Annotated in this window: 12 protein-coding genes; 6 read left to right on the plus strand and 6 right to left on the minus strand. The window is 69.1% G+C overall.

Features of this window, described 5'->3' with window-relative positions; all coding sequences use genetic code 11:
• Window positions 1–50: 50 nt before the first annotated feature.
• Together D7Y11_RS27340 and D7Y11_RS27345 are read left to right on the plus strand one after the other, a co-directional pair.
• The gene (locus D7Y11_RS27340; RefSeq protein WP_126935171.1) at window positions 51–1,739 is read left to right on the plus strand and encodes a M12 family metallopeptidase; all 1,689 of its coding nucleotides are present in this window, start codon (window positions 51–53) and stop codon (window positions 1,737–1,739) included.
• Between the two features lie 165 nt (window positions 1,740–1,904).
• Window positions 1,905–3,590 (plus strand): M12 family metallopeptidase, encoded by a 1,686-nt coding sequence (locus tag D7Y11_RS27345; RefSeq protein WP_126935172.1) that lies wholly within the window; start codon window positions 1,905–1,907, stop codon window positions 3,588–3,590.
• A gap of 41 nt (window positions 3,591–3,631) precedes the next feature.
• Here the strand turns inward: D7Y11_RS27345 and D7Y11_RS27350 are convergent, their stop codons facing one another.
• Complete coding sequence (locus tag D7Y11_RS27350; RefSeq protein WP_120578385.1) at window positions 3,632–4,567, minus strand: acyl-CoA dehydrogenase family protein; 936 nt, start codon at window positions 4,565–4,567, stop codon at window positions 3,632–3,634.
• A 51-nt stretch (window positions 4,568–4,618) separates the two neighbouring features.
• On the minus strand, window positions 4,619–5,275 hold the full coding sequence (locus D7Y11_RS27355) for an SET domain-containing protein (protein ID WP_120578394.1): 657 nt from the start codon (window positions 5,273–5,275) through the stop codon (window positions 4,619–4,621).
• A 105-nt stretch (window positions 5,276–5,380) separates the two neighbouring features.
• Here D7Y11_RS27355 and D7Y11_RS27360 point away from each other — a divergent pair, with 105 nt between their 5' ends.
• On the plus strand, window positions 5,381–5,755 hold the full coding sequence (locus D7Y11_RS27360; protein WP_126935173.1) for a DUF423 domain-containing protein: 375 nt from the start codon (window positions 5,381–5,383) through the stop codon (window positions 5,753–5,755).
• Between the two features lie 18 nt (window positions 5,756–5,773).
• Here D7Y11_RS27360 and D7Y11_RS27365 read toward each other — a convergent pair whose 3' ends face one another.
• Window positions 5,774–6,082 (minus strand): hypothetical protein, encoded by a 309-nt coding sequence (locus tag D7Y11_RS27365; RefSeq protein WP_121760017.1) that lies wholly within the window; start codon window positions 6,080–6,082, stop codon window positions 5,774–5,776.
• A 71-nt stretch (window positions 6,083–6,153) separates the two neighbouring features.
• On the minus strand, window positions 6,154–7,413 hold the full coding sequence (locus tag D7Y11_RS27370; RefSeq protein WP_126935174.1) for a glycosyltransferase 87 family protein: 1,260 nt from the start codon (window positions 7,411–7,413) through the stop codon (window positions 6,154–6,156).
• Window positions 7,414–7,554: 141 nt separating this feature from the next.
• On the opposite strand from D7Y11_RS27370, the gene mug reads away from it, so the two are divergent.
• Window positions 7,555–8,109: a G/U mismatch-specific DNA glycosylase gene (gene mug / locus D7Y11_RS27375; protein WP_283243294.1), complete on the plus strand. Its 555-nt coding sequence runs from the start codon at window positions 7,555–7,557 to the stop codon at window positions 8,107–8,109.
• Here mug and D7Y11_RS27380 read toward each other — a convergent pair whose 3' ends face one another.
• Complete coding sequence (locus D7Y11_RS27380; protein ID WP_120578389.1) at window positions 8,110–8,943, minus strand: 3'(2'),5'-bisphosphate nucleotidase CysQ; 834 nt, start codon at window positions 8,941–8,943, stop codon at window positions 8,110–8,112.
• A 167-nt stretch (window positions 8,944–9,110) separates the two neighbouring features.
• On the opposite strand from D7Y11_RS27380, the gene D7Y11_RS27385 reads away from it, so the two are divergent.
• A complete protein-coding gene (locus tag D7Y11_RS27385) occupies window positions 9,111–9,614 on the plus strand; it encodes a DUF3592 domain-containing protein (RefSeq protein ID WP_120578390.1) in 504 nt (167 codons plus the stop codon).
• 113 nt (window positions 9,615–9,727) lie between these two features.
• A complete protein-coding gene (locus tag D7Y11_RS27390; protein WP_120578391.1) occupies window positions 9,728–10,213 on the plus strand; it encodes a GNAT family N-acetyltransferase in 486 nt (161 codons plus the stop codon).
• Between the two features lie 69 nt (window positions 10,214–10,282).
• Here the strand turns inward: D7Y11_RS27390 and D7Y11_RS27395 are convergent, their stop codons facing one another.
• Window positions 10,283–11,965, minus strand: a complete 1,683-nt coding sequence (locus tag D7Y11_RS27395; RefSeq protein WP_120578392.1) for a glutamine--tRNA ligase/YqeY domain fusion protein — start codon at window positions 11,963–11,965, stop codon at window positions 10,283–10,285.
• Window positions 11,966–12,186: the final 221 nt, after the last annotated feature.

Here is a 12,186-nt window from a genome sequence, read left to right on the forward strand (position 1 = left end):
AGACACACTCCATTCCCCACCCCGTGGTGAAGGAGTTCCCGTTGAAGCAAGTGTTTGCGAAGTCTATTGGACTGCTCGCGCTCGCACTGGCCGGCTGTGATTCCAAAACGCCGGCGCCCGCTGAACAGGCCCCGGTCCTCACGACCTCCTCGAAGCAAGCGCTGTACGTGGCAACGAGCACCCTCTGGTCCACTCCGACGACGATCCCCGTGTGCTGGGAGGAGACGGGGAACACGGAGGAGAAGCAGTGGGCCAAAGAAGCGTGGGAAGACACCTGGGGCGCGGAGGCCAACATCACCCTCACGGGATGGGGCCCTTGCACCGCATCCAACGCCCAGGGCCTCCGGATGAACATGCGGGACGCTCGCGCCCACGTGGTGCATCTCGGCACCCTGCTCAATGGTCTGGGGTACGGCGTCCAGCTCAACACCTGGGTGAGCGAGAACTGCACGACTGAATTCAACCGGAAACAATGCGTGCGCTCGACGGCCATCCACGAACTGGGCCACGCACTCGGCTTCGCGCATGAGGAGAACCGGACGGACAAGCCTTCGCAGATCATCTGCGCCCCCCAGGGCTCGAATGGCGACGTGACGGTGGGGTCCTGGGACAGGGACTCCGTCATGCACTCCTGCAATCCGCTCCGCAACGGCGACGGTGAGCTGAGCTACTGGGACCGGGCGGGGGTCCAGCAGTACTACGGCGCGCGCGTGATTCCTGGCGCGCGTGAGTCCTTCCAGCGGATGCGCATCAACAGCGATACCAAGGACGACCTGCTCGCCCGGCGCGCGGATGGCACCTTCGACATCTGGCTTTCCACAGGCCTCACGCTGGCCTACGCGGGCTCCTTCCCCACCGGGTACACCGATGCCTGGGGCTGGAACGACGGCAACCGGTTCCTGGTGGCCGATGTCACGGGCGACGGCCAGAGCGACCTGCTGGCACGCAACGCCTTTGGCGGCTTCGACACCTGGGTGTCCAACGGCACGACGTTCACGTACGCGGGCACCACGAGCACCGCCTTCACGGATGCCAATGGCTGGAACGAGGGCCACCGCTTCTTCGTCATGGACGTCAACGACGACGGGAAGGATGACCTCCTGGCCCGCTACGCCAATGGCGCCTTCGAGGTCTACGCCTCCAACGGCCTGACGCTGGCCTACAGCGCCGCGTTCACCACACTCCTCACGGATACCAACGGGTGGAACGAAGGCCACCGTTTCTTCGTCATGGACATCGACGGCGCGGTCTCTGCGACAGGCCGCCGCGCGAAGGAGTTGGTGACCCGCGACCGCGCGGGCGTGTTCCAGGTGTGGCGCTCCAATGGCTCGGTGCTCGCCTTCGCCAACACGTTCTCCACCCGGTTGACCCACGCGCGCGGCTGGGACGACGGCCATCGCTTCATCGTGATGGACCCCGACGGCGATCACCGTGACGACCTGGCGGTGCGACGTTCTGATGGAGAGCTTGTGTTCTGGCGCTCGAACGGGACGTTCCTCATCGAGGAGGATCCTCCCCGCCTCGAGACGCCCTTCCGGACAGGGGCGAACTGGAAGTTTGGCCACCGCTTCTTCCCCATGGACCTCAATGGGGATGGCTGGGACGACCTCCTGGCGCGCGACCCCTCAGGGGACTTCGCCGTGTGGCGTTCCAATAGCTGGAACCTAGCCTACTACTCGACGTTCCCCACGCCGTTCACGGACGCGAACGGCTGGAGCGCCGGCAATCGCTTCTACTAGTCACACCCACCAGGACCCCCGGTGACGTGGACACGCCACCGGGCGTCGGCGGACGCAGTCACGGAAGCGTCACGCGGACGTGCAGGGATTTGAGCTGGCTTTTCAAGCCCAAGTCCAGACACACTCCATTCCCACCCCGTGGTGAAGGAGTTCCCGTTGAAGCAAGTGTTTGCAAAGTCTGTTGGACTGCTCGCGCTCACGTTGGCCGGCTGTGATTCGGACAGGACGGCGCCGGCCGAAGCGGCTCCGGTCCTCACGACCTCCGCGAAGCAAGAGCTGTACGTGATTACCGAGTCCCTCTGGTTCACCCCGATGACGATCCCCGTGTGCTGGGAGGACGCAGGGGACGACGTGGAGAAGCAGTGGGCCCGTGAAGCGTGGGAGGACAGCTGGGGCACGGAGGCCAACATCACCCTCACGGGATGGAACCGTTGCAACTCCTCCAACAACCAGGGCCTCCGGATGGAGTTCCGGGATGATGGCGGGGCTACAGATGTGTTCGGGCACCACCTCGCCGGCCGGGTGCGTGGCGTCCACTTCAACCTCTGGCAGAGCTGGCAGTGCCCGTCTAACTTCACCCGGGAGCGCTGCGTGCGCTCGACGGTCATCCACGAACTGGGCCATGCGCTCGGCTTCGCGCATGAGCAGAACCGGGAAGACAAGCCTCCAGGTGACACCTGCGCTACCCAGTCATCGAATGGCGACGTGACGGTGGGGCCCTGGGACGTGTACTCCGTCATGCACTACTGCAACCCGCTCCGCAACGGCGACGGCGAGCTGAGCGAGTGGGACCGGGCGGGGGTCCAGCAGTTCTACGGAGAGCGCGTGACTCCTGGCGCGCGTCAGTCCTTCCAGCGGATGCGCATCAACGGCGATGCCATGGACGACATGCTCACCCGGCATGCGGATGGCACCTTCGACGTCTGGCTTTCCAATGGCAGCGCGCTGGTCTACTCGGGCTCCTTCTCCACCGGGTACACCGACGCCTGGGGCTGGAACGACGGGAACCGGTTCCTGGTGGCTGACGTCACGGGCGACGGCAAGAGCGACCTGCTGGCGCGCAACGCCTTTGGCGGCTTCGACACCTGGGTGTCCAACGGCACGACGTTCACGTTCGCCGGCACCACCAGCACGGCCTTCACGGATGCCAACGGCTGGAACGAGGGACTCCGCTTCTTCGTCATGGACGTCAACGACGACGGGAAGGATGACCTCCTGGCCCGCTACGCCAATGGCGCCTTCGAGGTCTACGCCTCCAACGGCCTGACGCTGGCCTACAGCGCCGCGTTCACCACCCGCTTCAGCGACACCAACGGGTGGAATGAAGGCCACCGCTTCTTCGTCATGGACGTCGACGGTGCAGTCTCTCCGACGGGCCGCCGAGCGAAGGAGCTGGTGACCCGCGACAGCTGGGGAGCCTTCGAGGTGTGGCGCTCCAATGGCTCGGTGCTCGCCTTCTCCAACACGTTCTCCACCGAGTTGGACAACGCGCGCGGCTGGGACGAAGGCCATCGCTTCATCGTGATGGACGTCAACGGCGATCACCGTGACGACCTGGCGGTGCGACGCACCAATGGAGACCTGAAGTTCTGGCGCTCGAACGGGACGAGGCTCAACGAGGACGCGACCCGCATCGAGGCGCACTTCAGGAATGGGGCGGGCTGGAAGTTCGGCCACCGCTACTTCCCCATGGATCTCAATGGGGACGGCTTCGACGACCTGCTGGCGCGAGACCCGGCGGGGACCTTCGCCGTGTGGCGTTCCAGTGGCACGACCCTGAGCGCGTTCTCCACGTTCAGCACGGCGTTCACGGACGCGAGCGGCTGGAACGAGGGCAACCGCTTCTACTAAGGCGTGAGGTTCTGGACCGGGGCGCTCCCGAGCGTCCCGGCTCAGTCGTCGCCCGCGCCGCCGGCCAGCCGCTGGCGCGCGACCTCCAGCCGCTTCGCGCGAACCTTGGACGCCAGGTCGAGCAGGCGCCGGTCGCGCTGCCACCGCTCGCGCATCTCCACATCCACGCCCTCCCAGGCCACCTCGCAGCGCTCCAGCGCGCGGTGCAGCTGCGCGAGCGCGCCGCCCAGCGCCACGTGCACGGCCGGGTCGCTGGGGTCCTCCAGGGCAATCGCGTGGATCATCACCGCGATGGCGACCAGCTCCTCGCGCAGCGCCACCGGCCAGCCGCAGCGGCGGGCCACCTTCACCAGCCAGCCCAGCACCGCCAGGTTGACGTGGCAGTCCTCCACCGTGCGGAACGGCTTGAGATAGCGGGTGTAGCCATCCCCGGGCAGCACGTCCTCCGGCGCCACCTCCACGCCATCCAACCGCAGCACCGCGTGCGGCACCTCCGGCACGAAGCCCAGCGGCGGCAGCGGCTCCACGGTCACCCCGGGCGTGCTCGCGTCCAGCCGCACCATGCGCAGGCGGTTGCGCTCCTGGGCATCGCGGCCCTCGGAGGCGACCACCAGCAGCACCTCCGCGTGCGTGCCGAGCGTGACGTAGGTCTTCACGCCATCGAGCGTCCAGCCCGCGCCCTTCGGCGTGAGCTTCGTTTCGATGGCGCTCGGGTGCCCGCCACCCGTCTCCGTGGCGCAGAGCGCGGCGCGCCGGTCCGCCGGGAGCTGGGGGAAGAGCGAGCGCAGCGCGGCCTGGTAGCCGGAGGAGAAAGCGAACCCCATCCGGTCCATCCGGAAGCCGCTGGCGAGCGCCAGGTCCGCGGGCACCTGGAAGCGCGGCAGCACCGCGAGGTGCCGTCGCCACCAGGCGTCCACGGAGTCGAGCGACGGGAAGTCAGGGGCCTCGGTGAGCAGGAAGCGCAGGACGTCTTTCACGCTTCCACTCTAATGCCCGGCTCAGGAGCGCGCGCGCTCCCGTTTGAGGCTTCAGCTCGCGGCGCGGCGTCCGCGGCCCGGAGACTTCGCGCGCTGGGTGCCCCGCTTCTTCTTCGCGGCGGCCGGCGGCGCGGCCTTCGACTTCTTGGCGGCCTTGGACTTGGACTTCGACGCGACCTGGGTCTTGGAGGTCGACTTGGACTTCGGCGCGGCCTTCTTGCGCCGCGCGGGGGCCTTCTTCTCCGGGGCGAGGATGGTGCCCCGGCAGGAGGGAGTGCCACAGCGGCAGACGTAGAGCGACTCGGCGTCGGCTTCCATCTCCGGGGAGCGCTCGTACGCGTAGTCGTACGACAGCTCCTCCCCCGGTTCGATGGCACGCAGCGCGTAGATGTGGATGCGGCCCTTGTCGATGAGCGACTGGCAGTTGGGCTCGCACGAGTGGTTGATGTAGCGCGACTCGTTGTGGAGGGTCCCCGCGTCCAACACCGTGTCGTCGTCCAGGTTGAAGAGGAACGTGTGGTGGCGCTCCATCGACTCGTCGTCGTAGCGGGCGTCCGCCTCGGCCTGGGTGATGCGCTCACCGATGTACTCGATGATGCGCGCGCCCTTGCGGATGCGGCGGGTGGCGAAGGCGCCCGTGCCCTGGATGGGGGACTGGCGCAGCTCGAAGGGAATCGACGGGGTCGGCTGGAAGGAAGGGGAAGTCATCATCGCGGATAGGGGCGCGGCTGGGGCGGGTGCGTGTTCAACCAGGACGCTGCCGTGAGGCGCGGTGTAGCGTGCCGCAGTCAAGCGCGCGAAGAAAGGCACTCGATGATGCGGTGGTGGATCGTGGTGGGCGCGGTGAACGCTTTCCTGTCCGTGGCGGCGGGCGCCTTCGGGGCGCATGCGCTGAAGGCCCGGCTCGCGCAGGACCTGCAGGTCATCTTCGAAACCGGGGCGCGCTACCACATGTACCACGCGCTCGCGCTGGTGGCGGTGGGGCTCCTGGGCACGGTGCGACCCTCCGCGCTCCTGGAGGCCGCGGGCTGGGCGATGCTCGCGGGCATCGTCCTATTCTCTGGCAGCCTGTACGCGCTCGCCCTGTCCGGCGTGCGAGTGCTGGGCGCCATCACACCGCTGGGCGGACTGGCCTTCCTCGCTGGCTGGGCACTCTTCGCCGTCGCCGCGTGGCGCACCTCGCCGTGAAGGGGCGGACCGCCCGCGTCACTCTCTCAGCAGGGGCGGCAGCGGGTAGATGACGTCCAGGTCGCTGTGGTTGCGCAGGCCACAGGCCTCGCGCTGCACGGTGAGGTTCCAGCGCAGCCGCTCCGCTTCCTTCCAGAGCGCGCGGTACGCCGCGTAGCGCTCCATGCGCGATAGGCCATGCAGGGCGCGCAGCTCCTTCTCCGCCTGGGCCACCAGGGCGAGGGCGCCCTCCAGCTTGTCGCCGGAGCGGCGCAACCCGGAGGCGCGCTCGCGCTGGAACTCCACCTCGATGGGCAGCATGGCGTTGACGTTCACCGGACGGGCCATGCCTTCCCTGTAACCACGACCGCCCGGCTTCGCAGCGGTGCTCCGGTCCACGGAGAGCAGGCAACCGGGCTTCAGGGAGGCGGTGTCGGCGCGGGTGCGTCCTTCGCCTCCGGAAGCGCCGCGACGCCAGGGCGTCCCCACCGCCATGCCTCGCGGGCCCAGGCGAGCCCCGCGTAGAGCACCATCGCGTTGCGAGCGAGGAGCAGCAGCGTGAATGACGGCTGCCAGCCCGTCTTGTAGGTGCTGCCCGCGAAGAGCCCGCGTGTGATGGCGGCGGCCACCAGCAGCACGGCGGACGGTGCCACCGTTCCGGAGAGCAGCGCGAGCGCGGCGGCCCCGGTGAGCCAGATGAGGTACTGCGGGCTCAACACCGGGTTGAGGATGACGAAGGCCACGAGCGGCACCAGCGTCAGCCGGGCCAGGTCCTCGATGTGCACGGGAGGCCTGCGCCACGCGGCGCGCACGGACACCGCCACGGCCAGCAGCAGGCCCGCGATCCACACCTGGCGGGTGACAGCGCGAACCATCTCGGCGTCCGCGCCGTGCAGCTCATAGGCGGCGGGAGCGTGGACCCACTGGACGTGGGCGAAGCCCATCAGGTGCGCGGCCCAGAGCAGGCCCGCGCTGAAGGCCTCCACCTGGAGCCCCCGCTCGACGTGGAAGGCCGCGAACCGCCACCATGGCCACACGAGACTCATGGGAAAGAGCGGCAGCACGCCCGCGATCAGTCCGGTGAGCAGGGCCCGCGTCGGCTTCGAGCCCCGGCGCCAGCACACGGCCAGGGCCAGCGGCACAAGCACGGCCGGGTACAGCTTGGTGACGGTGCCCACCGCGAGCAACGCGCCCGCCTGGCCTTCGCGCCGGCGCATCAGGGCCACCAACGCGGCCAGCGCGAGCGCGGCGGGGATGAGGTCGTAGCGCTTGAGGTAGTGCACGCTCTGGAGCCAGCTGACGACGGAGTACGCCGCGAACGGAACCCACGCGCGCCAGGCCGTGCCCCACCGGCGCACGCCCTCGGACAGCAGCAGCCACTTGATGAACGCGTCGATGAGCGTGAGCTGGAGGCCGAACGCGAGGATGAAGCCACGCAGGTCGCCACCTGCCCACGTCGCGGGCACGAACCACAGGAGCGCGTAGGGCGGGTATTCGAAGCGGAAGTCGCGGTTGGGGACCGCGCCATCCAGGAACGCGCGGGCCGTCCGGAAGTACAGCGGCAGGTCGCCCTCGCGAGGAGAGAACGCGTAGAGCGCCAACGGCAACACGGCCACCGCGAGCGCGAGCCAGTGCCTGTGCGTCAGCCGCGAGGGCTCGGACGATGTCGATGCGGACACGAGGTGTCACTCTGCCCCCGAGGACCGGGCGCTGTCGCTGGGAAAGGCATCCGTCCCCTTCCCCGCCCGGACCGCGTCCAGGCGCATGGACGTGCGAGGCGGCACCCGACCCGCTAGGTTCCGCCCTGGATTGCCCACTCCATGAAGCTCCACCGCCCCACGAAGGACGAGCTGTTCGCCGCCACCGGCCGCACCATGCCGGACCTGCTGGCACCGGACCTGCGGGTGCTCTTCTGCGGCATCAACCCCAGCCTCTACTCCGCGGTGGTGGGTGTGCACTTCGCGCGGCCGGGCAACCGCTTCTGGCCGTCACTGCACGCGGCGGGCTTCACCCCGCGCCTCCTGAAGCCGGCGGAACAGGCGGAGCTCCTGACGCTGGGCCTGGGCATCACCAACGTGGTGGACCGGGCCACGGCGAGCGCGGACCAGCTGGGCGCGGAGGACTACGCGGAAGGCGCGAAGTCGCTGGCGCGCAAGGTGAAACGCTACCGTCCGAAGTACCTCGCGGTGCTGGGGCTGGGCGCGTACCGCACCGCCTTCTCGCGGCCAAAGGCGAAGTTCGGACCGCAGAAGGAGACGCTGGGCGACACGCGACTGTGGGTGCTGCCCAATCCCAGCGGGCTCAACGCCAGCTACCAACTCCCGGACCTCGCGCGGCTGTACGGCGAGCTGTGCCGCGCGGTCCAGACGCGCTGACTACTTCAGCAGGCCGGCCTCGCGGGCCACCTGTGCAGCCACGGGCAGCACCTTGTCGAAGGCGGCGGCGTTGCACGCGAGCAGGCCCCGGCGGTTCTGGAGCTCGGAGCCGTCGTACAGGTACGCGTCGCCCGCCAGGTCCGTGAGCACGCCGCCCGCGGAGCGGATGACGGCCTCCGGCGCGCAGTTGTCCCAGCGGTAGCTCTTGTCGCTCACGTGCACGTAGAGGTCGCAGTGGGCCTCCGCCAAGAGGCCGCACTTGAGCCCCACCGAGCCGGACTCCCGCTCCTTCGTGATGCCCAGCCGCTGCACCACCGCGTCCGTCGTCTTCGAGCGGTGCGAGCGCGACACCACGAGCCGCAGCTGCGCCGGGTCCGCCACGTCCGACACGCGCAGCGCGCGGCGGCCCTGCGGGTCCTCCACGTAGCCCTGCTCGCCCACCACGCCGGAGTACAGGACGTCCCCCACCGCGCGGTAGACGACGCCCAGCGCCGCCCGGCCCTCCACGGCGAGGCCGATGTGGATGGCGAACTCGCCGTTGCGGTTCACGAACTCCTGCGTGCCGTCGAGCGGATCCACGAACCAGCAGCGGCTGAAGCGCTTGGCGTCGGAGACATCCTCCTTCTCCTCCGCCACCACGCCGTCCGCCGGGAAGGCCTTGCGCAGCTCGCCCACGATGAAGGCGTTGGCGCGCTCGTCCGCCACCGTGACGGGCCCGGCGCCTCCGGCCTTGTCCGTGACGGAGAAGTCCGTGGCGTAGACCTGCAGGAGGATGTCACCAGCCTGGCGGGCGATGCGCCGGGCCACTTCAAGCTCTTGGGCGAGTGCGGACATGGAGGCCCGTGAGTCTACCGGGGCGAATTGCCCCCGTGGGGAAATCTGCCCCGCCTCGCGGCTCCCTCCCTCAGGGGTAGCGGCCCTGGCCCGGGGACTGCACTTCCGAGGCGGATTCGCCTTCCTCGCCCGGGCAGCGCGGCGGGAGGCAAGCAAGGACTCGTACGATGATGAAGTGGCTGATGGGGCTGGCCCTGCTGGGCATCGGCGTGGCGCTGGCGTTCGCGGGCGGCCGGATGGTGTACCGCTCGAAGGTGAGCAAGGACTGGCCCACCGTGCAGGGCACCGTGGTGAGCTCCCGCGTGGAGACGCTGCGCAGCAAGCGCGCGGTGAGCTTCCGCCCGGACGTGAGCTACCGCTACGAGGTGAACGGCGTCCCGTACACCTCCGACACGGTGGCCTTCGACGGCCACGGCGCGGGCGGGCTCGCGGACGCGCAGGCGGTGTCGCACCACTACGCGGCCGGCGCCCCGGTGACGCTGCACTACGAGCCGGAGGACCCGTCCGTGGCGTGCCTCCAGTGCGGAGACACGGGCCTCGTGAACTACCTGTTGGCACTCGGAGGCGCGGTGTTCGCCCTCGTGGCCGGCTGGGGCCTGGTGGAGATGGCCCGCTCCACCCTGCGCGAGGGCAAGCGCGCCGCCCCCCAGATGCGCGCGAAGGCCCGTTAGGCGACGCCGGGCCCCCTTCCGCGTGGGCGGCTGAGCACTTTTCGCCAGAAGGCTTCGACAGACGCGGCCCTCGATGCGCAACCTGGAGCGGACACCCGCTTCCTGGAGAACGCATGCCCGTCACCATCCGCCCCGCGAAGGACCTGGACGCGCCCGCGCTGGGCCGCATGGGCGCGGCGCTCGCGCGCCAGCACCACGGCTTCGACCCGCAGCGCTTCATGATCCCGGACGACGTGGAGTCCGGCTACCGCTGGTGGCTGGGCAAGGAGGCGCGCCGTCCGCAGGAGGCCGCGGTGCTCGTGGCCGAGCTGGACGGCGAAGTGGTCGGCTACTGCTACGGCCGGCTGGAGGGCGTGGACTGGAACATGCTCCTCGACAAGTGCGGCGCCCTGCACGACATCTGGGTGGAGGCGAAGGCGCGCGGCACCGGCACCGGCCGGCTGCTCGCGGAGGCCATGGTGCAGCGGCTCACGGAGATGGGCGCGCCGCGCGTGGTGCTCCACACCGCCGCGAAGAACGAAGCCGCGCAACGCCTGTTCGCGCGGCTGGGCTGGCGTCCCACCATGGTGGAGATGACCCGCGAGACGCCGCCCTCATGAGAAACGACGAAGCCCCGGGTGCTTCCACCCGGGGCTCCGTGATGATTCAGCGGCGTGGGAGGGAGCGCCCTACTTCTTCTGCTCCTTCACCCACGAGTCCTTGAGCGTCACCGTGCGGTTGAACACGGGCGCGCCCGGCTTGGAGTCCACCGCGTCCGCGCAGAAGTAGCCCAGGCGCTCGAACTGGAAGCGGTCGCCCGGCTTCGCGTCCGCGAGCATCGGCTCCACGCGCGCGCCGGTGAGGGTCTCCAGGCTGTTCGGGTTGAGGAACTCCTTGAAGTCCTTGGTCTCGTCCTTGTCCGGCGCCTCCACCGAGAAGAGCCGGTCGAACAGCCGCACCTGCGCCACGGGCGCGTTGCCCGGCACCCAGTGCAGCGTGCCCTTCACCTTGCGGCCATCCGGCGAGTCGCCACCGCGCGTGGCCGGGTCATACGTGCAGCGCAGCTCCGTGATGTTGCCCGCCGCGTCCTTGATGACCTTCTCGCACTTGATGAAGTACGCGGAGCGCAGGCGCACCTCCTTGCCCGGCGCCAGGCGGAAGAAGCCCTTCTCCGGCACCTCCTGGAAGTCGTCCGCCTCGATGTAGAGCTCGCGCATGAACGGCACCTTGCGCGTGCCCATGTCCTCGCGCTTCGGGTGGTTCGCCGTCTCCAGCTCCTCCGTCTGGCCCTCCGGGTAGTTCTCCAGCACCACCTTGAGCGGACGCAGGACGGCCATGGCGCGCGGCGCCGTCTCGTTGAGGTCGTCCCGGATGGACAGCTCCAGCACGCCCATGTCGATGAGGCTGTCGGACTTGCTCACGCCGATGCGCTTCGCGAAGTCGCGCAGCGACGCGGGCGTGTAGCCCCGGCGACGCAGGCCGCTGATGGTCAGCATGCGCGGATCATCCCAGCCGGAGACGCGCTTCTCCTGCACCATCTGGAGCAGCTTGCGCTTGCTCATCACCGCGTAGGTGAGGTTCAGCCGCGCGAACTCGTACTGGTTGGGCCGGTCGCCTTTGATCAGCGCGTCGACGATCCAGTCATACAGCACGCGGCGGTTCTCGAACTCCAGCGTACAGACGGAGTGCGTGATGCCCTCGATGGCGTCCGACAGACAGTGCGCGAAGTCATAGAGCGGGTAGATGCACCACGTGTCGCCCGTGCGGTGGTGGTGCGCGTGCCGGATGCGGTAGATGGGCGGGTCGCGCAGCACGGGGTTCGACGACGTCATGTCGATCTTGGCGCGCAGCGTGTGCTTGCCGTCCGGGAACTCGCCCGCCTTCATCCGGCGGAACAGGTCCAGGTTCTCCTCCACCGTGCGCGTGCGGTACGGGCTGTCCTTGCCCGGCGTGGTGAAGTTGCCGCGGTACTGGGAGATCTCCTCCGGCGACAGGCTGCACACGTAGGCCTGGCCCTGCGAAATCAGCTGCTCCGCGAAGGCGTAGAGCCGGTCGAAGTAGTCGGACGCGAAGAAGCGCCGGTCGTCCCAGTCGAACCCGAGCCAGCGCACGTCGCGCTGGATGGACTCCACGTAGTCCGTGTCCTCGGTGAGCGGGTTGGTGTCGTCGAGGCGCAGGTTGCACTTGCCGCCATACTGCTGCGCCAGCCCGAAGTTCAGCACGATGGCTTTGGCGTGGCCGATGTGGAGGTAGCCGTTGGGCTCGGGCGGGAAGCGGGTGTGCACGCGTCCGCCGTGCTTTCCCGTCCGCCGGTCCTCCTCAACGACTTCCTGGAGGAAGTTGAGGCCCTGCGTCTCGTTCGTCGTCGTCATGATGGGGCGAATCCTCTGGGAAGCAGAACCAGGGGAGCAAGGTTTTCCTGCCCCCCGCGTCAGACCTCCGCCAGCAGCGACTCCCAGGCCTTGAGCGCCCGTTCAGCGGACAACTCGTCCGCCCGGTCCAGGGCCCGCTGGCGCAGCCCGTCCCGCCACTTCGCGTCCGACACCACCCGCCCCAGGGCATGGGCCATGGCCGCGTCGTCCCCCATGGGCAC

Origin of the sequence: Corallococcus sp. AB018 (assembly GCF_003986945.1) — a bacterium.
GTDB classification, from domain to species: domain Bacteria; phylum Myxococcota; class Myxococcia; order Myxococcales; family Myxococcaceae; genus Corallococcus; species Corallococcus exiguus.